The organism is Occallatibacter sp. (assembly GCF_035317045.1).
Taxonomy (GTDB): Bacteria; Acidobacteriota; Terriglobia; order Terriglobales; family Acidobacteriaceae; genus Telmatobacter.
This window is the reverse complement of the sequence record NZ_DATHHT010000002.1, coordinates 98274-122452: the sequence shown is the minus strand read 5'-3', so window position 1 is coordinate 122452 and position 24179 is coordinate 98274. Positions and strand designations below refer to the sequence as shown.

General features: G+C 55.0%; 21 protein-coding genes. 16 read left to right on the top strand and 5 right to left on the bottom strand.

The features are described from left to right. Nucleotides 1-295: 295 nt before the first annotated feature. On the top strand, nt 296-1435 hold the full coding sequence (locus VK574_RS00610; RefSeq protein ID WP_472797830.1) for a PP2C family protein-serine/threonine phosphatase: 1140 nt from the start codon (nt 296-298) through the stop codon (nt 1433-1435). A gap of 358 nt (nt 1436-1793) precedes the next feature. Here the strand turns inward: VK574_RS00610 and VK574_RS00605 are convergent, their stop codons facing one another. From VK574_RS00605 to VK574_RS00595, 3 genes are read right to left on the bottom strand one after another with little or no spacing between them, the layout of a single operon-like run. Beyond that, complete coding sequence (locus tag VK574_RS00605) at nt 1794-2066, bottom strand: hypothetical protein (RefSeq protein ID WP_472797829.1); 273 nt, start codon at nt 2064-2066, stop codon at nt 1794-1796. Between the two features lie 56 nt (nt 2067-2122). Beyond that, complete coding sequence (locus VK574_RS00600; protein WP_472797828.1) at nt 2123-3088, bottom strand: 2-hydroxyacid dehydrogenase; 966 nt, start codon at nt 3086-3088, stop codon at nt 2123-2125. A 29-nt stretch (nt 3089-3117) separates the two neighbouring features. Then, nucleotides 3118-4503 (bottom strand): NAD-dependent succinate-semialdehyde dehydrogenase, encoded by a 1386-nt coding sequence (locus VK574_RS00595; RefSeq protein WP_472797826.1) that lies wholly within the window; start codon nt 4501-4503, stop codon nt 3118-3120. A gap of 279 nt (nt 4504-4782) precedes the next feature. Between VK574_RS00595 and VK574_RS00590 the strand changes: the two genes are divergently transcribed. The 15 genes from VK574_RS00590 to VK574_RS00520 all read left to right on the top strand — a co-directional run bounded on the left by VK574_RS00590 (nt 4783) and on the right by VK574_RS00520 (nt 19485). Further along, on the top strand, nt 4783-5217 hold the full coding sequence (locus VK574_RS00590; protein ID WP_472797825.1) for a universal stress protein: 435 nt from the start codon (nt 4783-4785) through the stop codon (nt 5215-5217). A gap of 63 nt (nt 5218-5280) precedes the next feature. Beyond that, the gene (locus VK574_RS00585) at nt 5281-6426 is read left to right on the top strand and encodes an HlyD family secretion protein (RefSeq protein ID WP_472797824.1); all 1146 of its coding nucleotides are present in this window, start codon (nt 5281-5283) and stop codon (nt 6424-6426) included. Nucleotides 6427-6574: 148 nt separating this feature from the next. After that, nucleotides 6575-7999, top strand: a complete 1425-nt coding sequence (locus tag VK574_RS00580) for a TolC family protein (protein WP_472797823.1) — start codon at nt 6575-6577, stop codon at nt 7997-7999. 51 nt (nt 8000-8050) lie between these two features. Further along, entirely contained in the window at nt 8051-8512 is a 462-nt protein-coding gene (locus VK574_RS00575; protein WP_472797822.1) for a hypothetical protein, read from the top strand. A 273-nt stretch (nt 8513-8785) separates the two neighbouring features. After that, nucleotides 8786-9820, top strand: coding sequence for a cytochrome c oxidase subunit II (coxB, locus tag VK574_RS00570; RefSeq protein ID WP_472797821.1), 1035 nt, complete (start codon nt 8786-8788; stop codon nt 9818-9820). 15 nt (nt 9821-9835) lie between these two features. Continuing rightward, nucleotides 9836-11530 carry a cytochrome c oxidase subunit I gene (ctaD, locus tag VK574_RS00565; RefSeq protein ID WP_472797820.1) on the top strand — a complete coding sequence of 565 codons (1695 nt, stop codon included), beginning with the start codon at nt 9836-9838 and terminating at the stop codon, nt 11528-11530. Beyond that, on the top strand, nt 11527-12123 hold the full coding sequence (locus tag VK574_RS00560; protein ID WP_472797818.1) for a cytochrome c oxidase subunit 3: 597 nt from the start codon (nt 11527-11529) through the stop codon (nt 12121-12123). The genes ctaD and VK574_RS00560 overlap by 4 nt, the downstream gene beginning before the upstream one ends. Nucleotides 12124-12129: 6 nt before the next feature. Beyond that, nucleotides 12130-12969: a hypothetical protein gene (locus tag VK574_RS00555; RefSeq protein ID WP_472797817.1), complete on the top strand. Its 840-nt coding sequence runs from the start codon at nt 12130-12132 to the stop codon at nt 12967-12969. 107 nt (nt 12970-13076) lie between these two features. Next, the gene (locus VK574_RS00550) at nt 13077-13679 is read left to right on the top strand and encodes a c-type cytochrome (RefSeq protein WP_472797816.1); all 603 of its coding nucleotides are present in this window, start codon (nt 13077-13079) and stop codon (nt 13677-13679) included. Nucleotides 13680-13682: 3 nt separating this feature from the next. After that, a complete protein-coding gene (locus VK574_RS00545; RefSeq protein ID WP_472797814.1) occupies nt 13683-14285 on the top strand; it encodes a QcrA and Rieske domain-containing protein in 603 nt (200 codons plus the stop codon). Next, entirely contained in the window at nt 14273-15748 is a 1476-nt protein-coding gene (locus tag VK574_RS00540) for a cytochrome b N-terminal domain-containing protein (protein ID WP_472797813.1), read from the top strand. The genes VK574_RS00545 and VK574_RS00540 overlap by 13 nt, the downstream gene beginning before the upstream one ends. A gap of 10 nt (nt 15749-15758) precedes the next feature. Further along, entirely contained in the window at nt 15759-16625 is an 867-nt protein-coding gene (locus tag VK574_RS00535; RefSeq protein ID WP_472797812.1) for a cytochrome c oxidase assembly protein, read from the top strand. Continuing rightward, entirely contained in the window at nt 16582-17379 is a 798-nt protein-coding gene (locus VK574_RS00530; protein WP_472797811.1) for an MlaE family ABC transporter permease, read from the top strand. The genes VK574_RS00535 and VK574_RS00530 overlap by 44 nt, the downstream gene beginning before the upstream one ends. Next, a complete protein-coding gene (locus tag VK574_RS00525) occupies nt 17376-18116 on the top strand; it encodes an ABC transporter ATP-binding protein (RefSeq protein ID WP_472797810.1) in 741 nt (246 codons plus the stop codon). Before VK574_RS00530 ends, VK574_RS00525 begins: the two co-directional genes overlap by 4 nt. A gap of 4 nt (nt 18117-18120) precedes the next feature. Continuing rightward, on the top strand, nt 18121-19485 hold the full coding sequence (locus VK574_RS00520; protein WP_472797809.1) for an MlaD family protein: 1365 nt from the start codon (nt 18121-18123) through the stop codon (nt 19483-19485). Nucleotides 19486-19530: 45 nt separating this feature from the next. Here the strand turns inward: VK574_RS00520 and VK574_RS00515 are convergent, their stop codons facing one another. Together VK574_RS00515 and VK574_RS00510 are read right to left on the bottom strand one after the other, a co-directional pair. Next, nucleotides 19531-22944, bottom strand: coding sequence for a two-component regulator propeller domain-containing protein (locus VK574_RS00515; RefSeq protein ID WP_472797808.1), 3414 nt, complete (start codon nt 22942-22944; stop codon nt 19531-19533). Continuing rightward, nucleotides 22944-24020, bottom strand: a complete 1077-nt coding sequence (locus tag VK574_RS00510) for a glycoside hydrolase family 16 protein (protein ID WP_472797807.1) — start codon at nt 24018-24020, stop codon at nt 22944-22946. Before VK574_RS00510 ends, VK574_RS00515 begins: the two co-directional genes overlap by 1 nt. Nucleotides 24021-24179: the final 159 nt, after the last annotated feature.

The following is a 24179-nucleotide window of genomic DNA, read 5'->3' as shown; positions in this document are numbered from 1 at the left end:
GCTAACTAATGTGTCTTCGGGCGCCTTCCTCCGCAACGTGACTCGATCTGTTTCAAGTGCGCATCGCGTCATGCAGAAAATGTAATGCGAATCCTGTAGAGCGGTAGGAACCGATGTCTCGAACGGAGCCACTTTTCTGCTCGAGAAGCGCCTCGAGTCGCACTCTGAACGCACGCTAACAGGAATATGTAGTTTTTTTTGTCGCCTGTCTTTTGCTAATATCCCGATGTCCTCAGAACGACACACTCTGTGATGTGGACAAGTAGTCTTCACGTTTTCGTACCATTGAGGTCGTGTGACCATCTCGACAACTATTGATGAGTACCTCCGTAAGAGATTAAAGCCAGTGGAGGGGGTGATTCCGCAATTGGCCGGGATCGAAATGTTCGGCAACTCGATTCCTGCGGCAAATGCGGACGGGGACCTCTTTGAGTACATCAACTTTCAGCAGCGCTATAACATCGATGCTCGTATCGGGCGCGCTAACAAATTGGCCAGACAATATCTCGAGCCGCTTCCAGATGGCTTAACAGCCATAAATGTTGTCGATGCCCATTTGCAGTGGCTGAAATCAAGGCCGGATTACGACTCGATTACGGCCGCCCAATACAGGATGGCCAAGAGTTCAGAACAATCGAGAATTGCTGAGAACCTGCATGAACTCTATACCACCGCCGGAGTGCTGCTGGTAGATGCTCAGGGACATGGAAGCATTGCGGCCAAGATCGCTTCCACCGTACATGACACTTTCCATACAGCAATGCTTTGCGAACTAGACTCCAACGGGAGGACGACGGCGGATGTCTTCGAGATACTGAACCTCAGACTCGCACAGTCCGTCACTGCGAGAAACGCATTGGGCTTCGACACGGAGAACAACACTCGAGAGATCGCGACCATGGTTTACGGCGAGATTCGACCTGACGGCCTCTTTCGCTTCGTAAACTTCGGCCATCCACCGCCACTTGTGTTCTCTGCGGAATTAGGGAAATTCATGGATATTGGATGGGATCGCATGGTGCAATTCCCTTCGCTAGGATTAGAGATTCCCGAAGATCATCCTGACCGGAGCAGGTATGTATCGATCATGCTTCGGCCAAAGCAGATAACTGCGTCTGACTTGGATGAAATCACTCTCATGAATATTGGCGACCTTATCTTCCTCTATACAGATGGAGTCTATGACGGTGACGATGAACAGGATAGGCAGGAGATCGAACAGATCTTCAGGGAATGCAAGGAGAGGCCGGCCAGGGATATTTGCAACGCAATTCTGGATTACGCACTTCGGAATGACGAGCACTTAATACAGACGGGCGAGCTCGACCGTATCGATGATAAAACCGTATTTATCATCAAGAGAGTAACGGCGCCCGATATACCCAACCTTGCCATTGCGACCCTGTCGAGCAATGGCCCGGGCATTCATCAATGATGCCAATCGATTTCGGGCATTTGTGTCCTGAGAAGATACTCGCGCTGCTGAGCAGGACCTGCCGAGGCATAGTCTCTCTGCGCCACAGCCCAAGCGAGGCTACAGGTCCGGTCTCCAGCGGCCGGTAGTGTTGAATGTTTGCGAGGAAACCTGGCACGAGCACAATCGCTGCCAGGTGCAGGAACTTGAATACGAAGATGGATGTGGCCAGAACGATCACTGAGTGAATGGTGTCCAAAGAGGTCCGGGAGCTTGTGTTTTGTGAGCTCCCGGGTTTCTTGTAACCTAGCTCTGCTCTTGATGAAATTCGGGACAGTCGTACTGAATTGGCCAGGATCCAGGTTGATTTCGAAAGCACTCACTTGCTGGCTGCGTCCTTGATCCCTTCTCCAGTCTTTTTCGTGGCCTTCTTCACACCCTTCGCAGAGTCTTTGGCAACTACCTTGGTCCCGTGGCCCGCATCCTTGACGCCAGATTTCGATGCGTGTTCTACCTTCTTTCCTACGTGCTTCACTACGTTTCCAGTCTTGGTTGCTCCCTTGTCCACATCGTGAGCAACATCCTGGCCAAGCGCCATTCCTACGCAGAGAACCAATAGCGCTGGAATCCCTGCAACTCTAAGTGTTTTCATCTCTTCTCCTTTTCAAGTACCGTCTCTGCATTAACGCGTGAGAATTCCACCTGACGCTACGCTTTGGCAAGCGAAGGCGCTGCCGTTCCATTCAAGACGGCATCAATGTTGTCGAGTGCGACCATACCCATGTTGGTGCGGCTCTCAATTGTTGCCGTTCCGATGTGTGGTAGCAGGAACGTATTCTTGAGTTCCACGTAACCTGGATTGAGCTTTGGTTCTCCTTCGTAAACGTCAAGACCGGCTGCGGCGACCCAACCGCTCTTGAGAGCATCGATCAAGTCATCGTCCTTTACCAGACCACCGCGTGCCGTGTTCACGATGATGGCGTGCTCGGGAAGGAGAGCGATCGTCCTGGCGTTGAGGAAGTGGTGGGTTGTCGGCGTTTCAGGGGCATTCAGACTAAGGAACTGGCTCACCTTCACAAGCTCAAGGGGGTCTGCATGAAATACCGCGTCTCCAGCCCTGTCTGCCGGCAACTGCTGAGGGTTGGAGTAATGGATCTTCATTCCAAAACCTCTTGCACGCTCCGCTACCGCTTGCCCGATACGCCCCATCCCGAGAATCCCGAGGTTCTTGCCTGTCACCTGCCAGCCAAGAAGCGCCTGGGCGCTTGGGATCGTCCACTCGCCGTTTCTGACCAACTCCTGTGCTTCGAATGCTCGCCGACTCGCTCCGAGAAGCAAGAGCATCACGATATCCGCCGTCGCATCCGTCACTTCCGCAGGCGTGTATCCAATCGCGATGTTGCGTTCGGCTGCCGCGTGCATATCGATGTGATCGAAGCCCACAGAATTGGTCGAAATCACTTTGACGGACGGGGACACTCGACTGAAAAATTCTACATCGAGTCTGTCAAATGGCGTGATGAGAATCGCATCGGCGCCCTCTGCTGCTGCAAGGAGCTCGTTGCGCGTAAATAATGTCCCGTCGGTCTTTCGCCTAACTTCGTATTCGCTTTCGATTCGCGCTTCGACCGGCTTGATGAAATGGGACGTGACCACAAGAATGGGCTTCTGCATCTAGCGACCTTCTATGCTGTAGGCGGTGGCTAGTGAGCTTCCGCCGGAATATTGGGAACGAGCACGAGCTTCTTGTTTACAAACTCCTCAAACCCCAGGTTGGAGAGTTCCTTGCCGTATCCAGACCTCTTGATTCCGCCGAACGGAAGATCAGGCCAGCTCACATCCGGATAGTTGATGAAGACCATCCCTGTCTCGATACGACTGGCAACGCGTTTGGCCCTCTCTATATCAGAGGAGTAGACTGACCCACCGAGGCCAAACGGCGAATCGTTTGCAATTGCGATCGCTTCTTCTTCGTCCCTCGCCGGAAAGATGAGTGCAACTGGACCAAAGAATTCCTGTTTGTATGCGGGATTGTCAGGCGTGAGACCAGTGAGGAAGGTGGGCTCCAGGAATGCTCCCACCGTTCCCGACCGATTTCCGCCGAGCAAAACCTTTGCTCCATGCCTCGTTGCGTCATTGATCTGCCGCAGAATCAGCTGCAACGCACTGTCAGACGAGAGCGGCCCGAGCGTTACGCTTTCGTCGAGCGGGTTTCCGAGTTTCAACTTTTTTGCGGCAGCTATGAAGCGCGGAAGGAACTTGTCAAGTATCGATTCGACAACGATGAATCGCTTTGCCCCGATGCATGTTTGTCCGTTGTTTCCGAACCGTCCGAGGATGGCCATAGCCACGGTATGGTCGAGGTCGGCGTCGTCGAGGACAACGAATGCATCGCTTCCACCCAACTCCATGGTGGACTTCTTGAGGTTCTTGCCAGCCCTCGACGCCAAGGCCTCTCCTGCACGCTCCGAACCGGTGAGCGCAATCCCTTTGACACGAGGATCATCTATCAAGGTTCCAGCCTGATCGTTGCTCAGAAAGAGATTGGTGTAGACTCCTTCCGGAAGGCCGGCTTCCTTCAGAATCCGTTCAAAGGCGACTGCACACTGAGGCACGCCCGGCGCATGCTTCAACAGCATCACGTTGCCGGACATTAAGTGCGGACCGACAAACCGCGACAACTGGTAATAGGGGTAGTTCCATGGCTGAATGCTCAACAGGACGCCGAATGGAGAGAATTCGAGATGCGCGTCTCCCATGGCAGATTTGATTGGCTTAGGTGCGAGAAACGTCGCTGCGTTGTCTGCGAAATACTGGAGGATGGCGGCGCTAAGTTCGACTTCGCCGCGACTTTCCGCAATGCGCTTTCCCATCTCGAGGGTGGCTAGTTTGGCCAGTTCGCTCTTCTGTTCGAGAAGAAGCTGAGCGGCGCGGGCGATGATCTTCGCGCGCTCCTGGATCGGGCGTGCTGCCCAGGACACGAACGCATTATCCGCTTTGGCCAAGGCGTCCATCATTTCTTGATCAGTGTGCTCAGTGAAGGTTTTGAGAACTTCTTCAGTGGCTGGATTTACGCTGCGATATGGCAAAGTAATCTCCTTTAGCTGTTCGCATTCCTACCGACCACCACCGCGTCCCGCGGTATGCGTCGTCGTGTCCGCCCGAACCGGAATGGAACGCACCCCGGCAGGTGAACAACGCGATGGTAGCAACCCATCCCAGATTGATAAATTACATATTCCTTGTACGCGAGCTGCAAGGACACTCCAGCAACATCCTGCTCACGATGGCATGTAGTTCCGGTACTACCAGAAACATGTAATGGCGATCCGACGAGGTGCTCCTTACGATAGAGCCGAGTTGCTCTCATGTTCTCCAAGATTGTCGTCGCCTTGAATGATCTCCCTGAATCGCAGCGCGCTTTACGCACGGCGATTGATCTCGCTCGTTCATATGACGCAGAACTAGCTACGATTTTAATCCTGGGAGATCTTCCCGCTTACACTTCGTTTTCTGTCGTCGTGGATCCAGGCGCGTCCGCCGCAATGATGGAGGAGCGACAGAAATTTCACAGCGAAATGCACGAGAAGGCGGCCAACACGGCGCGAGAACTAGGCGTTCATACATACGGCTCGATCGTAGTTGGCAAAGAGGTGCGTGCAATTCTCAACTTTTTGAAAGAGCAAAGAGCAGATTTGCTCGTCGTTGGGTTGCATCAACACGACTTCTACCTGTCCCGTCTTTGGAACTCTCTCTATGACCTCGCTCAGGACGCTACTTGCAGCGTACTCGGAGTGCACTGAGTGGTGACACGAATGAGCAAGGCTAAGAAAAATGAATCTAAACGAGGCCGGAGGCTCTGAGGCATGAGTAAAAAATCGTGGATCATTCCGTTGATCATCTTGTTTGCTGCCGCGGGTCTTCTCTTCGGTATCGCTGGGCACTGGACCGGTTGGGAGGGGAGTCGTCCTGACCAGAAGACAGACGATGCCTACCTGAAGGCCGATATGACACCTTTGAGCACACGGATTTCCGGCACCGTTAGAAGGGTCAACGTCGGTGATTATCAAAGTGTCAAGGTAGGCCAGGCGCTCATCGAACTCGACGACGAGGACTACCGGGCTACTTTGAAGCAGGCCCAAGCGGCGTTAGCCGGATCCGAAGCTGCTCTTGAAGACAATCAGGCAGCCAAGAAAATACAGGATGCTCAGATTGACGCCGCAAAGGCCGGAGTTATTCAGGCACAGGCTGCGAGAAATGCGGCAAAGGCCGGCATTGCTGCGGTTTCGCCTGAACTCGACAGAGCCTTGACTGAGTTGCGCCGCCAGCAAGCCTTGTTCGATGCGAAAGCCGCAACGCACCAACAGCTTGAAGCGGCCACAGCTCAGGAAGGACAGCTCGGCGGCCAGCTTGATGCGCGCAAAGCGGACCTCGCGCGCGCCGAGGGGGCTCTTGCTACCAGCGAGAGTCAACTTGAGGCCGCCAAGCGCCAGCGAGAAGCTCTCAACACGAAAGACGATGTTTACAAAGCTGACATAGCGGCCAAGAAAGCTGCCATCGTGGTCGCGGAGGTCAACCTGGCTTATACGCGAATCTTGGCACCAACGGATGGAACCGTTGGAGAGCGTCATGTCCTCGCCGGTCAGTTAGTCTCTCCGGGGACGCAGACAATCGATCTCGTACAAAGTGAGGTTTGGGTGCAAGCTAATTTCAAAGAGACCCAACTGACCAACATGCGAGTTGGCGACTCGGCAGACGTTCGGATTGATACATTTCCGAATCGAGTGTTTCACGGCAAAGTCAACCAGCTATCTCCCGCAAGTGGTTCCCAGTTTGCGCTTCTACCGCCGGATAATGCGACGGGCAACTTTACGAAGGTGGTGCAGCGAGTCCCGGTCAAGATTGTGCTACTCCGAGGGCAGCCCTATCTGGAACGGCTTCGGCCTGGATTCTCGGCAGTTGTCATCGTTCATACGGTGAAGGCTGAGGCCAGATCGGACGGCGAGCAATGACAAGTCCTGACGTCAAGGCGCCTGAGGCTCACCCGACTCTGGCAACGCACCAGTTGCTTGGAGTTGCCGGCCTGCATGTGTCGTCCTGGTTGCTTTCATGTCTGCCAACCCGGTATCGACAAGTCATTGCCGTTCCCGTGGAGGCTAAATGAGAAGCACGCTCCATAAAGGGAGGCAAGTTACGACGCCAGCCTCCATCAGGCCGCGGGGGCTGCGTTCAGCAGCCTGGTTGTTCTTGCCTCTTTCTCTGTTGGGCTCGCTGTTCGGCACCCGGGTGGTGGCACAACAATCATCTCCGACTCCAATGCGACTAACACTCGAGCAGGCAATCGATCTTGCGCTAAGGCAGAATCATTCTATTCGTCTTCGCTCGCTCTCTGTCGAGCAGATGGAGAGCAAGAAAGACGAAGCGCGCTCCAACTATTTGCCACAAATCAAGGCGAGTGGCAGCACACTTCACATAACAGAGCTCGCTGGCATCCAGATACCTGCTGGCGCATTCGGGAGTTATCCCTCAACCGGGCCGGTACCATCTAGATCGCTCGTTATAGATCAAGGCTCTGCTACTGGGTATACAGGGGGAGTGGGGTTGGAGCAGCCTCTTACGCAGCTGTTCCGCATCCACAAGGCGAATATTGCGGCAAAGGAGGATGTTCTCGTTGCGAAAACACAGCTTGATCAAACTCAAGATGCGATTGCGCTGCAAGTCCGCCAGCTCTATTACAACATCTTGATTAATGAGCAGAAGCTTGAGGCATCTCAGGATCAGTTAGCCGCCGCTCAGGTCAAGGATGAGGAAAGTCGCAGCGATGTGGCGCGCGGAAATGCACTGGAAGTATCGGCGCTCCAGAGTAAAGCCAGCATCCTGCAAGCGCAGCAGGAGAGCTTGACCTTGCGGTTGCAAGGAAATGACTTGCGGCGTCAGCTCGCAGATACTCTTGGGCTCCCGGTGAATACCCCGATTGATCTCGATCCCGGAGTTGCTGCGGCAGCGCTCAACATTCCATCTCGAGCTGACGCAGTCCGGATCGCACTCGACCAGAACCAAGATCTCAAAGTAGCCCGGCGGACTCTCGCAAAGGCGCAAGCTGGGCTAGCGGCAGCCAAGGACGCATACATCCCCGATGTAACCGCACTCTCACGCTACAGCTATCAAAGTGGCGTGCCATTTCTCGTTCATAATTTCGGGACGTTTGGCTTCTCACTGAACTACGACCTCTTCGACGGTGGGCGCCGCGAAGCTAACGTTCGCGAAGCGCGGACCGAGGCTCACTCTGCGGAAGTAGCCGTGGACAAGCTGCAGTCGGAGATCGAAGTGCAGGTGCAAGCCATCTACGACAGAATTGATGAGCTCAGGCAGATGGTCGAAGTTGCCGGACAAGTTGTAACGGTCCGAACGGAGGCAGCCCGGCTGGCGGATCGGCAGTTTGAGCAGAATGCTGCGCTCAGTTCTGTCCGAAGTCAGACTCAAGCGGACCTGGCAGGTGCTACTGCATCCTTATTGGAGGCAAATTGCGGCCTCTCGTTGGCGGAGGCTGATCTGAAAAGAGCTATCGGCCAATTGCCGCAATAGGCGGGATCTCACGGGCAGCGTTGCTCGTGGCACGAAGGTAGGTAGGATTCGATGGATAGTACCCTGACTAGCGTTTTGGCCGCGCTCAGCGGCTCTGTCATTGGCGCTTCAACTCCCGTTCTTAGCAATTTCGTGCTCCAGCGAAGCGTCGCACAGCGAGAGCTAACCAATCGCGAAATCGCTCAACGCGAGGAACTCTATTCGGAATTCATACGCCAGGGAACGGGCTGTTACGCAAAAGCACTTTCACAAAGCCTGGAAAACATCGACGAGATTGTGGCGATGTACGCGCTGGTGAATCGAATCAGGCTCTTCGCATCTCGCAGCGTACTCGAAGCCGCCGAGGTGTTTGTAAAAAAGCTGGTCGCAACATACGGCGAGAAGAACATGACAATCGACCAAATCAAATTAGTGGCTCTGGAGCAACATGCGGACCCTCTGAACGATTTCGCGCTTAAGTGCCGATCGGAACTTCGCGAGGTTTACGAGCGAGGGAGTTGGAAAAGCAAATAGTCCTCACGGGGACGACTCAACTGAAACTCGCGACTTACTGTCATTCCTCCCACTGCGCGTACTGTTGTGTTTTCCATTCCTTGCCCTTCTGCTCCCATCGGCCTCCTGGATTCGCGCCAACTCCTTCCTAGTAGGAACATGTAATTTCGACCCGCTCATTCAGTTGCTACTATCACGTTGTCTGACGCACCAAAGTACACGACAGTCAGCGGTCCCACTCTGGCGATCAGATCGAATAAACGCCAAACTTGCGCGGTGGAGGGAGTTCGAAAGATGCAGATGGTGCCTACTCAACGTCTGATTTGTTTCGGCAGCGCCACCGCATGCCTTCTTCGGACAACAACGTTGCTGGCACAAAACAGTATCCCAACCACACTTGCTCCTGCATCCACACCTGCGCATCAGATATTCGATCTCTCGATCTTTGTGGTTGCAATTACTGGTGGGATATTTCTGGTTGTAGGCGGATTGCTCGCGGTTGTCCTGTTTCGATTTCGAGCACGTAAGACCGACCCGGCGGGCGAGCCAGCCCAGATCTACGGCAGCACTCAAATCGAATTGGCGTGGACAGTAATTCCTGTTCTGATTGTGGTTGTTCTGTTTCTAACAACTGCCAGAATTATTTTCGCCATCCAGGACGCACCAAAGCCCAAGACAGCCCTTGACGTTACAGTAATCGGGCATCAGTTCTGGTGGGAGTTCCGGTATCCGAAGTACGGAGTTATCACTGCGAACGAACTTCATATCCCGGTCAGTTCCGCAGGAGCGCAGGAGGCGGCTTTTCTCAAGCTGACCTCAGCAGACGTCAACCACAGCTTCTGGGTTCCGCGGCTGGCTGGCAAGACCGATCTGATCGCAAACCATGTGAACAGCATGTGGATGGATCCTCAGACGCCGGGGTTGTACCTCGGTCAGTGCGCACAGTTCTGCGGTTCACAGCACGCGTTGATGTTGCTGCGCGTATACGTCGACACTCCAGGACAGTTTGCCGCATGGATCAAAAATCAACAGCAACCGGCGTTACAAGATCCTGCGGTGGCAGCAGGCAGAAGAGATTTTGAGGCGCAGGCCTGCATGAACTGTCACACGATCTCTGGAACGTCGGCAACCGGAAGGTTCGGTCCTGATCTCACTCACCTCATGAGCAGAACGACACTGGCCTCTGGCGCGATGAACAACACGCCAACGAATCTTCGCCAATGGATCAAATCGCCGGACACATTCAAGAACGGTGCCCTTATGCCCGCAATGCAACTGAGCGATAAGCAACTGGACGAGGTAACTGCTTATCTCGAAACACTCAAGTGATCACAGGGTTTTGATATGAGCGATTACACACTTCCGGTCAGCACTACGATCGAGCCGAGTGCTTCCGCATCGGAGCTCGGCACGTTCCTCGAAAGGCTTCACGGATGGGTAGTGACTGTGGACCACAAACGCCTGGGCATTCTGTACATTCTGTACTCGACCTTTTTCCTGCTCATCGCGGGCGCCGAGGCCCTTTTGATCCGCCTTCAGCTCGCCTATCCCCACAATCACGTCCTGAGCGCACAGGTCTTTAATCGGTTCTTCACGATGCATGGCACCACGATGGTGTTTCTGGTCGGAATGCCCTTCCTGTTTGGATTCGCCAACTACATAGTTCCGCTTCAGATTGGCGCTCGTGACATGGCATTTCCGAGGTTGAATGCCTTCAGCTTTTGGCTGACCGCCTTTGGCGGCTTACTCCTCTACTACAGCTTTCTCGGCGGGGCTGGACTCTACGGCGTGGGAAACGCCCCCGATGTGGGCTGGTTTGCATATGCGCCCCTCACTGCGCGGTCGTTTTCTCCTGGCCATGCTACCGACTATTGGGCTCTTGCTCTTATCGTCAGTGGCTTTGGCACCCTTGGCACCGCGATCAACATCATCGCGACAGTCATCTCGATGCGCTGCAAGGGGATGACGCTTATGAGAATGCCTTTGTTCACATGGCTGCTTCTCATCGTGAGCATGCTGACACTCGTTACGATCACTCCTCTCACAGCAGCGCAGTTCATGCTGCTTATAGACCGCTATCTGGGTGGCCATTTTTTTGATACGCAAGCCGGTGGTTCCTCTCTGATCTGGATCCATTTCTTCTGGATATTCGGTCATCCCGAGGTTTACGTGCTCGTTATGCCGGCCTTCGCAATCGCGAACGAGATTATCCCGGTTTTTTGCCGCAAAGCCATCTTTGGCTATCCAGCTATGGTTGCAGCTTCCGTGGCAATCATGTTCGTCAGTCTCAGCGTTTGGGCGCACCACATGTTCACCGTCGGCATGACCTCGGTTTCAAACGCCTTCTTCACGTTATCGACGATGCTCGTCGGCGTCCCAACCGGGATCAAGATCTTCAACTGGATCGCTACTCTGTGGGGTGGGCGAATACGCTTCACAACTCCGATGCTGTTCTGCATTGGATTCCTGTTCCAGTTCCTCATTGCCGGGCTTACCGGCATCATGCTCTCGGTATCTCCGTGGGATTGGCAACTTCATAATTCGTACTTCGTTATCGCTCACTTTCACTACGTACTTGTTGGCGCTATTGTGTTCTGCATTTTCGCGGGTCTCTATTATTGGTATCCCAAGGCCACCGGGCACTTAATGAACGAGCGGCTCGGGAAGTGGCATTTCTGGCTGTTTGTCATCGGCTTCCATATCACATTTGACACGATGCATTTTCTTGGACTGCTGGGGATGCCGCGGTCTATCTACACCTATCAACCTGATCGCGGATGGAACTTTCTTAATCTGGTCGTCTCGGTCGGAGGGCTGATTCAGGGCATCGCGGTCCTGATCTTCGCGTACAACCTCATCGTTTCTTATTGGCGGGGCGAAGTCGCAGGCGACGATCCCTGGGACGCCTGGACTCTGGAATGGGCAACGTCTTCTCCACCTCCTGTCTACAACTTTGAGGAGTTGCCGGAAGTGCATAGCCGTCGCCCGCTGTGGGACGCGAAGCACCCCGACGATCCGGATTGGGAGTATGAGTCATGAGTTCTGTACCGATCAATCATCCAGGACGTGCAATCGAGTGGAATCTTCCCAGCAAACGCCGAGTGGGAATGTCGGCGTTGATTACTGGGGAAAGTGCAATCTTCACCATCTTTGTCGTCGCCTATGTCTTCTACATGGGCAAGAGCCTGACCGGACCCACACCTCAGCAGGTATTAGAGGTCCCGATTCTCGGTACGATCTGCCTCCTTTCGAGCAGTCTTACGATTATGCAGGCAGAGAAAGCGATAGAAAGGGACCGCATGACGAGCTTTACTCTATGGCTCGCTGCGACGATCTCCCTTGCTGCAGTCTTTCTGACGAGTACAGCTCTTGAATGGAAGAAGCTGATCTATCAGGACGGTTTGACCATCAGCACGAATCTCTTTGGAACCACGTTCTACTCTCTCGTCGGGCTCCACGCGACTCATGTTGTAGTCGGGCTGTTTCTTCTAACTACGACATTCGTCTTCTCCCTGTTCGGGTGGGTCGATTCGCGGCAGAGTGAACGCTTTGGCGTAATTGCTCTTTATTGGCACTTCGTAGATGCGGTTTGGATCGTGGTCTTTACAGTCGTGTACCTAATCGGGCGGTGAATCGCGATGAATATTCGGAATCCGGAACAGAGCCCAAGAGAGCCTATCGAGATGCCGGCCAGCACGGCGTGGCCGATCCTTCTTGCCTTCGGGGTTACGCTCTGTTTTGCGAGCCTGGTAACAAGTGCGGGAGTTGGCTTTGCGGGCTTTGTTCTTGTCTGCTGCGGCATAGGGGGATGGGCACGCCAGGTCCTTCCCGATGAGAACCATGAAATGGTCCCGGTCACGGCAAGAGAATTTGTGCCATCGAGCGCGAGAACCCAGGTAGCGCACATCCAGATCAGCGAAGTTCACAGAGCGTTCCTTCCTGTCGAGAGTTATCCCGTCACCTCCGGGCTCCGTGGCGGCATCGCAGGCGGAATCGTCATGATCTTCCCTGCTCTCCTATACGGCTATTTAACCCAACACAGCATTTGGTATGCAGTAAATCTGCTTGGAGGCGCGGGCGTTGCACACTGGACAAACGCCACCACTGCGGACATCGCGGCCTTTCACTGGAACGGGTTGATCACAGCAACGGTCATCCATTCGGCAATTTGTACGCTGATCGGCCTGCTTTACGGAGCAATGCTGCCGATGTGGCCGCGGCAACCAATCATTCTAGGCGGAATCGTGGCGCCGCTCCTATGGACCGGCTTCGTTCATTCAGTTCTCGGATTTGTAAATCCCGCGTTTAACGCGAGAATCGCATGGGGTTGGTTCACCCTCTCCGAGATTCTTTTCGGCATCGTCGCAGGCATCGTTGTGACGAAGTCCGGCAAGATCCGAACGCATCAGACTCTGCCCTTCATTCTTCGCATGGGAATCGAAGCTAAAGAGTTCAGGTCGCCAAAAGAGGATGAGTGATGAATAGAAGGCGCAATGCACTCTTGTCGTTCATCTCCCTCACCTTGGTCATTAGCAGCGTGGGATGCCATCGGAGAATCGGGCCACCAAATGACCAGGAAGAGCTCATGCGGCCCGAGGACGTGGTGTCGTTCGATCGTCTCTACAAGCAGAATTGCTCAGCCTGCCATGGCGAAAACGGTTCCGGAGGGCCTGCGCTCGATCTGGCTAATCCTGACTATCAGGCACTCGTGGATGATGAATCGCTGAGGCACTGGATCACATCCGGAATGCCCGGAACCCAGATGCCGGCCTTCGGCGAATCGGCAGGCGGATTTCTCACGCCACAACAGGTGGCCACACTCGTTAACGGCATGCGTTCGCGGTGGGCTCACGCGGACCATAAAGTACATGACATGCCGACCTATTCGTCCAGCACCATCGGCGCCGTTGAGCAGGGCCACCAAATCTTCCAGGTGAAGTGTTCCTCCTGCCATCAACAAGGGCAACAGAGGATCACCGACACCAGCTACCTTGCTCTGATGAGTGACCAGAGCTTGCGGACCATCGTCATTGCAGGGCGACCTGATCTTGGACAGCCAGATTGGAATCAGGTCCAACCTGGCCAGCCTTTGACGGATCAGGACGTAAGCGACATCGTCGCATATCTGCATTCGCTGCGAAGTGACACTCCGGGCCAGCCGTACCCCGAGACCAGGATCCAGAGGTGATTTGTGAATGAATTGGAACTGCCTGTCGAACAAGCCGAAGAAGAGCTCACGCCGGTAGACCCTTTGACGGTGTCGCGGCGGTGGCTGTTACTCAAAATCGGTGCGCTCTTTAACGCTGTCGTCGGCGGCGCTTTATTGGTGCCAATACTCAAGTACCTGCTCTCCCCCGTGAAACCTGACGACGCATACAAGTCCTGGGTGTCACTAGGCTCAGTTGAAACGTTTCCTGTCGGGGAGACTCGTCTGGCGAAGTACACGAATCCGGTGAGCCGTTCCTGGGATGGCGAAACAGATCGCGTCGCGTGCTGGGTACGCCGGATCTCCGAAAAGGAGTTTCAGGTGTTTGCAATCAACTGTGCACATCTGGGATGTCCGGTTCGCTGGTTCCCTCAGTCGCAGTTGTTCATGTGTCCTTGTCACGGCGGGGCCTACTATGCGGACGGTAGCCGTGCTTCGGGCCCGCCCGAACGTGGACTGTTCACATACGACGCCAAGATCGTTAGTGGAAGACTTCAGATCAATGCAGGTCAGATGCCCACCCTGTCGAACACCGCCAAACTCGTTCAAATCGAGAACGCCCGCGGAGGTTCGCCATGCAGCGGTTAAAGGCTCTCTACACATGGTTCGACAGCCGGCTCCAACTTGGACAACCCATCAAGGAGATGGCGCTTCACCCTGTCCCGAATAAGACCGCCAGTTGGTGGTATGTCTTCGGGAGTGCCGCCTTTGTCTTGCTGATGCTGCAGATTGTGACGGGGATTCTGCTTGCATTGGTGTATGTTCCCTCCGCCGGCCAGGCGTGGAACAGTCTCAATATTTTGAATCACCAGCTAACCCTGGGTTGGTTCTTGCGCGCAATGCACGGCTGGGGATCGAACTTCATGGTTGCGGTCGTGTTGATCCACATGGCCCAGGTCTTCCTCTTCGGCGCATACAAGTTCCCGAGAGAGCTGACCTGGATTCTGGGTGTCTTCCTACTGCTCATGACACTCGGGATGGCGTTCACGGGTCAGGTGCTGCGTTTTGATCAGGACGCATATTGGGGCCTCGGCATCGGAGCGTCGATTGCGAGTCGAGTGCCGTTCATTGGCAGTACTGCTGTCCACATGATGTTAGGCGGTCCGATCATCGCTGGCGCCACGCTGTCGAGGTTTTTCGCATTCCACGTCTTCGTTATTCCGGGAATGCTGTTGGCATTTGCCTGCCTTCATGTCTGGATGGTAGTCAAGCTCGGCATCAACGAATGGCCGATGCCAGGCCGTATCGTTCGCCGCTCCACGTACCTAACGGAATACCACGACCTCACGAAGAAGGACGGCCGGCCATTCGTGCCGGGTGCCGTGTGGAAGGACGCATTCTTTTCTGCGGCAATCCTTGCGGCTGTTGCCGTTTGCGCGGCTGTATTCGGCCCCTACGGACCTGGCGGCCAGCCGGATCCAACGATCATTCAGACAGCGCCTAAACCTGATTTCTTCTTCCTGTGGCTTTATACCGTCTTGTCCTATCTTCCTCCAAGCCTCGAGACACCGTTTCTGCTGATCGCTCCTGTACTTGGAATCGCGGGACTCGTGGCCCTTCCGTTTTATGCGGGCGAAGGTGAGAAGAGCTGGCACAAGCGTCCCATCGCGATCCTCATGTTGACCACGATTGCCGTTACGTGGGGTGTGTGCACGCATCTTGGCACCTTCACGCCGTGGAGCCCGAAGATGAGTGCATGGAGCGGCGGACCACCGGTTCCCACCCGCTATACCCATGATGCAAGCCCACTGCAGCGGCAAGGGGCCATCGTTTTTCAATCGAAGCAATGCCGCAACTGTCATTCGATTGCAGGCGTGGGCGGACTGCGTGGCCCCGCTCTGGATCTCGTCGCAACGCGCCTCACGGAGGATCAACTGATCCGCCAGGTTCTTCAGGGCGGCGGCAACATGCCGGCGTACGGCAAGAATCTGAGTCCCCCCGAAACCACCGCACTCGTCCAGTTCCTCGAGACGCTGCACCCGATTAATCAACCCGCCGCCGTCGATGCATCGCATCAGGCAGTCATGACAGAACCCGCTCTCAATCCATAAGGGAGGTTAGTTGCAGACATCTTGGCTGAGTCTCGTTAGCGATTGGGACATCCCTCCCGCAGTTACGAGCGCCCTCGTGGCAGTGGGCTTTATTTATGTAAGAGGATGGCTAGCTCTTAGGCGCACTCGCCCCGAGACGCTCCCTGCGTGGCGGCTTCTGTCGTTCCTCGCGGGACTGGTTGCCATTTTTGTGGCCGTCTCTTCTCCGCTCGATACTTACAGCGAGACTCTGCTGTTCATGCACATGGCTCAACACTTTGTGCTGATGTCTGTAGCACCTCCGCTCATCGTGTTGGGCTGCCCGTCCGTTCCCATGCTGCGTGGACTACCACGCTCGATTGTTCGTAGGATCGGTGGTCCCCTCTTTCGATCCTCCGTTGTGCATCGCGCTCAGGAACTATTTTCGCGACTTCCATTCGCATGGCTTGCGATGAACCTGACCTATGTGGGTTGGCATATTCCAAGAGCCTACGAATTCGCGCTGGCCTCGGAAGGCTGGCATGAACTTGAACACTTCTGCTTTTTCATGACGAGTATCTTGTTTTGGTGGCCAACTGTGCAGCCATGGCCGTCACAACGCCGGTTCAACTCCTGGATGATCATTCCCTACCTGTTGACGTCCGATCTCGTAAACACGGGCTTGTCGGCATTTCTGTGTTTTTCGGGCCGCTTGCTCTATCCGAGCTATGCACTTGTCCACCGGCCCTTCGGGCTCGATGCATTGAAGGACCAGATCGCGGCAGGAGCGTTCATGTGGGTGTTCGGCTCTGTGGTATTTCTCGCACCAGCCATCTACTTAACGGCTCGATTCTTAACGAACGGTCGACTCATTGATGAGAAGACAGGACTGGAGAGAGCGCGTGCGATGGCTCAGTAGATTGATCGAGTTTGTCGGGAAAGTGGGGCTCTTCAGTCTGCAGGTCCTCCGTGATTCGCTGAAGCCTCCGTTCGAGTTCGCCCAGTTTTCTCGTCAACTCGCAGAAGTGGGAAACAGATCGCTTGCCCTCATAATCGTTTCGGGCTTCGCTTTGGGAGCTGTCATGACACTCCATACCAGGAGCACTCTCGTGACGTTTGGCGCCACGGCAATGATACCTGCCGTCCAGGCAGTCTCATTTTTCGTCGAGATTGGTCCTCTGGTGGCGGGGCTCTTACTTGCGGGCCGAGTCGGCTCAGGAATCGGAGCGGTCCTTGCGAATATGAGGGCCTCCGAGCAGATCGACGCTATCGAATCATTGTCGATTGACTCATTCAAGTTCCTGGTGGTTCCTCGCGTCCTGGCCTGCGTGATTGCACTCCCCTTCTTGACACTCTTCATGGATTTCGCTGGGCTCCTTGGAGGGTTTTTGTCAGAGGTGCTTTCCTCTCACATTGCGCCAGCTCTCTACCTCAACCGCGCTTTTGATTATCTCCAGTGGTCCAACTTTATTGCTCCCACCCTCAAAACTGCTGTATTTGGTTTCATTATCGGATCTGTCTCTTCCTATTTTGGCTATACGACGGATAAGGGGGCACAGGGTGTCGGCGAGGCTGCCACTAACAGTGTTGTTGTTTCGTCTCTGCTGATCATTGTTGCGGACGTGCTGTTGATCAAGTGCATCTTCTTTCTCTTCCCGGACACTGCCATATGACCGCAAACCAGAACATCGCAGTGGAATTCAAGCGGGTGATGAAGTCGTTCGGAGCAAAACGTGTGCTGAATGACGTATCTTTCCAAATCGGCCAAGGCCAGGCTCTATGCCTGCTCGGTCGCAGTGGTACAGGCAAGAGTGTCACCCTCAAGCTGATTATGGCTCTCATGCGTCCTGACTCCGGAGAAGTCTGGGTTGATCAGGACAATGTCGTCGGCATGGGGGAGCACAGACTGTCTCTCGTTCGGAGAAAGCTTGGGTATCTTTTTCAGGACGCCGCCCTCTTCGATTCCCTCACGCTCTACGAGAATCTGGCGCTGCCTCTCAGCCGCCTGACGAAGAAATCCAAGGATGAGATCGACGAAGTTGTACAACGAGTTCTCACTGATGTGAGCCTGGGAGCCGATGGCGCCAAATATCCGTCGGCGCTCTCAGGGGGTATGAGAAAAAGGGCCGGTCTCGCCAGAGCCCTGGTGCTCGAACCGAAGATTCTTCTGGCTGATGAACCGAGCAGCGGGCTGGATCGCATTACAGCCGCGGAAATCGATGAACTTCTAACGCGCCAAAAGCTTGAGCATGGGACTGCCCTCATCATTGTGACGCACGATGTGCACGGAGCACGAAGAACTGCCGACCGCGTAGCCGTACTCGACAAGGGAAATCTCGTGGCGTTTGGATCGGTTGAAGAGGTAAGCCAGAGCGAAAGCGACGTCGCTCGCAGACTCATCACGGAGTGAAGCTATGCCAAGACGGTATCTTGCTGTAGGGATTTTCATCATCACAGGGACAGCGTTGTTTGCTCTCGGTATCTTCCTCGTTGGAAGCCGCCACGAGGCTTTTTCGCATCACTTGCTGCTGTATACCGAGTTCGCCAATCTCGATGGCGTCACCAAGGGCTCGAAGGTACAAGTTGCCGGTATGGATGCAGGCCAAGTGGCCAGGATCGACGTGCCTGATTCACCGAATGGACGTTTTCGCGTACAGATGAAAGTCGACGACCGGTTCCACGGCCTGGTTCGAACCGACTCTGTCGTGACGGTCGATACAGAAGGTGTTGTTGGCAATACTTTTCTGACTATTCACACAGGATCACCGAGTGCTGCGATCGCGCAGGCTGATTCCGTTCTCCAAAGCAAGCCTCCCGTAAACATGTCCGATCTGCTCACGAATGGCCTCGGGATCATGAATGATGCAGACGCAACCCTGAAGCAGGTCGGAGGTAAGCTCAACGTCGCCCTCGATGGTGCAAATGTCGCAATAGGCAATGCGAATGATCTGCTTGTGGGACTCAAAGAGGGGCGCGGACCAGCCGGGATGCTCCTCCGCGACGAAAAGGTGGCAGATCAGATCCGCGAGACCGTATCGACCGTGCAAGCGACAACCTCGAACTTGAAGCAAGCGTCAGCCGGGGTAAACAGCATCGTGGCGGACGTTCAGCAACGTCAGCTCCCTCGGAAGCTCGACGACACAATGACGCAGATTCATTCTGCTTCCACTCAAGCCAACGAGACGATTACGCAGGTTCATCAAAGCCTGACACAGGCTTTGGGTCCGGACCCATACGGAGTTACGGCGGGACAGAACATTAGTCAATCCCTGAGCAATGTCAACGTCGCAACAGGTAACATGGCCGAAGACACCGAGGCTCTCAAACACAATTTCTTCTTGAAGGGCTTTTTCAACCGCCGCGGGTACTACACTCTGTCCAGCCTATCCCCGGAGGAATATCGTCACAGCAAGCTCCTGGCGCACAACCGTAGCCCCCGTATATGGCTAGAAGCTGACGCCCTTTTTCAGCAAGGGCCGCATGGCGAAGTGGAACTAAGCGATCGTGGCAAGCATGCGATCGACGCTGCCGTTGTGTCTTCCGGTGACTCGGTCTTTGCGCACCCCGTAGTCATCGAGGGGTATGCAGATGCAGGGACACCTGCTGATGCGCTGGCCTCGTCCTATGCCCGTGCACAAATTGTTCGGAACTACCTCGAAGCACGGTATCCGTTCGCCGCAACAAACGTAGGCGTGATCCCTTTAAGCGAAACTCCCCCACCAGGGGTAGGGCATGACCGTTGGTCCGGCGTCTGCATCCTGGTCGCGGAAAAGAAGTAGACCGCATCGAGGCGATGAGGCTACCCACTCTGGCCGAATGCCGAATTACGTTGCATCCTCGGGAGGCTTTGTGTCCGGGGAAGCCGCCGGCAAGGTGAAGTGGAACGTCGCGCCACGCCCGCAGTCGCCGTTGGCCCAAATCCGGCCGCCTTGAGATTCGACGATCGACTTGCTGATTGCCAAGCCCATGCCGCTGCCTTCCGGCTTCGTTGTAAAGAATGCGTCGAATATCTGGTCAGCCTTGCCCATGGGAAGCCCGGGCCCTGTGTCATGAATAGAAATTTGGATCTGGCCGTCCTCACCCAATTGCGACCTCACTGTAAGCACGCCACCCGTGTCCTTCATCGCCTCGATGCCATTCAGCATCAGGTTCATGAGCACCTGCTGCAGTTGCACACGATCTGCCACGGTCACGGGAAGATCGTCTTTCAGATTGGTGCGGATCGATACTCCATGCCCTCTGGCCTCAGCTCTCATCATCCCGGCCATTTCGCCGACGACCTCATTTATCGCAACTAGCTCCTGTTTGGGAGGGGCTTTCTTATACAACGATCGCAGACGGTCGATAATATTCGACGCAAGGGTACCCGCTTCAACGATTTTTTCTGTTCCTTCGCGAACTCTCGTCAGTTCGGGCGGGTCGCGCTGAAGCCACCGCAAAGACGCCTTGGCATTAACGGTTGAGGCCATGATGGGCTGTGCGAGTTCGTGCGAGATCGATGCAACCAGTTCTCCCATCGCGTTGACCCGGCTAATATGGGTGAGATCGGCCTGGAGCTGTTCGGCACGTTTGCGGTCTTCAATGTCCGTTGCCGCGCCACACCATTTCACAATCTTCCCGCGCCTGTCCCGCAAAGGCACGGCGCGTATCAGGAACCAGCGATAGACTCCATCCGATCCGCGGCGCAGCCGTGCTTCATAATCCAGCGGTTGGCCAGTCGTCGCCGATGCACGCATCCGCTCGATAATACGGTTGAGATCATCAGAGTGAATTGTCTTCTCCCACCCTGACACCGACGCTTCTTCGGGGCTCAATCCTGTGTATTCGAGCCAGCCCCTGTTCATAAAAGTACGATTGCCTTTGGGATCTACAACGAAAGCTAAGGCCGGCATGGATTCTACTGCCTCGCGGAATTTCTTTTCTTGTTCCTGCAACTGGTGAACACGCGTTTGATAAACGGCCCAGAGCAGCACAATAAAGACGGCGATGCACGACAATCGGAACCAGTATGTTTGATAGTAGGCCGGGGCGACATTCAAAGCGATCGCAGTTTCTGGCCCGTTCCACAGCCCCTCGCTGTTGGCGGCGATAAGCCGGAATCGATAGGGGCCGGGCCCAAGGTTCGTATAAACGGCTTCTCGCGCTGCAACCGGCTGGCTCCATGTAGTGTCGAAACCTTCAAGGAAATATCGAAATCGAATCCGCCCGGGCATTGCGAGGCTCAGCCCCGTGTACTCAAATGTGATTCGCCTGGGAGATGAAGGAATTCGAATGGGGGCGTCGAGGTTTGCGGTGTTGTTATCGGCGGTGATCGCCTCGATGCGAGGCAGCGCAGGAACTGAATTATCAGGGATCTGGGATGGATTAACAACCGACAAGCCGCTACTGAGTGAAAACCAGATCCTGCCCGCTGAGTCTGAGACTACAGAACGGCTCCGCTTCACTCCTTCAGTGCTCTCGAGACCATCGGCCTGCCCATACTCGCGAACATCGGCTGCCGTCACAACACCGCTTTGCAGTTTGTCACGCGGAACGCGCAAAACATGATTTGAGGTCGCGATCCAAAACCTTCCGCTTTTGTCCTCCGCCATTCCGACTATTTGTTCGTGCAATGACTCCGGGACTTCCTGAAGAGCGTGCATCCGGCCCATTTGGAAGTACGCAAGTCCCGCTGAGGTCCCAATCCACAATGCACCGGCCGAATCTTCAAAGAGACAATTTACGTTGTCGGATGGCAGTCCATCCTGGAGCGAATAGGTCCTCCATTTCCCATTTGAGAATGCGCTCAGGCCGTTTGGAGTCCCAAACCAGATCGTTCCATCATGACCTTCGAGGACTGATGAGATCGTGTTCGAGGCCAGTCCGTCTGTGGTTGTGTAGGTAGTGAATTTTCCGTCTTTTAGTCTGCTGATGCCGCCGCTCAGGGTACCCGCCCAAACCGTTCCGTCACGACCAAGGTATGTGGCGTACACACTGTTTTGCTCCAGCCCATTTGCCCGGCCATAGGTTTCTGTTGTGATGGTTCCACCACGGTACGTCAGACGGGTCAAACCTCCTTGTCGGCGCCCGATCCAGATTTCGTGATCGCGACCGACAATGGAGTAGATCACATCTTTCTCGAACAGCTCCGGCTCAACAGGCTGAACGCTGCCATCTTTAATCCAGTACAGTCCGCCTTTTTCGGGAGCAAACCATACACTACCTTCCCCGTCAACATAGACGGGGCCGTTAGAATTCGAGGAGAGTCCTTCATCCGTGGAATACGTTATGAATGCGCTGTCTCGGATGCGCTCTAGTCCCATGGCACTCCCAATCCACAGATTTCCTTCGCGATCCTCAAACAGCGCGTTCACAGCACCGGCTCTCTGCATGCCCTCTTTCTCAGCAAAGGAAGTACCACTCGCATTGATTCGCAAAAGACCCTGCGTAGTACCTACCCAGATGTTCGAATCGCGATCGCGAAGCATAGTCAGCACGGGCTGGTCATAGAGCGAAGGCCGTAATTCAACACGCCGAAATCCCGCACCACTCGATCGAAACAGTCCGTGATCGGTGCCCACCCATAAGTCACGGTCACCAACCGGCAGCAGGCAGTTGATTTTCTTCTCCGTGAGTCCTTGGGTAACCCGAATGGCGCGTCCGTTTTCCAGATAAAGGAGGCCGGCCCCCAGTGTTCCCAACCAGATTTTGCCACTTGCAGTTTCCGCAATCGACAGCGCCGGGGCCGCTCCCGGCAGGATGTGTGCTGGAGCCACCCGATCCAGCTTTCCCCTTCGCAGTCGGAGGGTCCCGCTGACCAGGTCCGACAGCAATATTCCGGCGGCATTTTCCCGTGCAATCGCCGTCACCTGAGTCACGGTGGCATTGGGTCCGGATGCAAGACTCTCAAACTTCCCACGGTTATAACGAAGAATTCCTGCGGTTTGCATGCGCACCCACAAATCGCCCTCGGAGTCAGTAATTAATCCAAGAATCGGATCGTTTTGAGGCAGAAGTGACTTCGGTGGCACGGGCAGGAAGGTGAACCCGTCAAAACGTACGAGGCCTTTGTCAGTGCTGATCCAAAGATAGCCATCCGGGCTTTGTGCGATAGCATGAACCGCGCCGCCCGGCAGACCATTCGCAGCGCTCCATTTCTCCCGGACATACTGAGAGAATTTGCGATGTGGGTCTAGCGCATGTGCATCGCTGAGGAGGCATGCCATCACCGCCAACGTGACCAAGCGATATGCGCGCATTACGGGAAGAACTCGAATTTTTCAATCACGACTTCCATTTCATTTTTTAGGGGGACCTCGCCTTTATTGAAGACATACAGATTCATACGGACCGCGTCCCCACCCGCAGATGGCACTCCCGAGGTGAAAGTATGTAGTTGGATCACGCGCGCCGGCGATCCGGCCGCAGTTGAGAAAGTCACACGACCGGGCTTCCACTGGAAAGAGTGCGTGAGCGCGCCGCTCGGAACTCGAAATCGAACCATATTTGCGGGAATGAAGTAAGGCTGAACGACATAATGTGCGTTCTCGTTCTCTTGGTAGCCCCAGCGGCTGATTTCGACGTCAAGCTCACGGTGATTTGGTTCACCGCCGGTCCCATCCCACGTCAGCAGCGTTAGAACGGCGGAGGGCTCCAATTGCGAGATATCGCGCACGACGAACTTGTAGGTTCCGTATCCCAGGCTGCGGATGAGCTTAACCTCCGCACACGTCCACTTATTCTTGCTCCTGGCGATGCGCAAATGCAATGCGCCGCGTTCGTCCGTCCACGCGTTCGCCGGATCAAATGAATTCCTTGTGCCGGCGCGATTACTTGCTGCTGTCCGTACGGACCAGTCATAACCGCTGAAATGCAGCAGCCTCGGTTGTGTCGAACTTGCCGGTGCACTCTTGTCCAGTACGACCGTGATTGCGTCGACACCATCTCCTTTTGACGGCAACGATTCCACCGTCTCCGGCGGGTGATAACCGGGCTCGACGAGCAACGCGGCGTACTCAGTACCGAGATGGACCTGGTTCTGCCAACGTGAACCGTTCTGGATTTGCGTGAAAGGGTGGTCCGAGACGGGCTGCACCCACCACAACTCCTCGCTTCTGGTATAGACCACGATCTGCTGGTCCGGGCGGACGCCGGCCGCGGTGCCCTCAATGGGAGCAACTGTGTCGTACTTGTTTCCGTCGGCGGATGGAATTCTTGTGATCGCGATGCTTGGCGCTGATGCGTTTGGCGACCGGGCACAACCCGCCAGCACCAGAAATGTGGCTAGGAGGAATGCGTGCCTCCATGCCTTGACCGTCCTTGCGCGCGGCAACATGAAGAGCTCCTCTGCGAAGCGAAATCAACCGTTGTTGACAACACTCGGGAACACTCAATGGAACAAAACCGACTGTTCATAGCCTCCCGATTGGTAGCCAGTGTACTCCCCAACCCTGGTTGACACTAAAGGGAATCAGGCAGCGCACCGACGAACCGT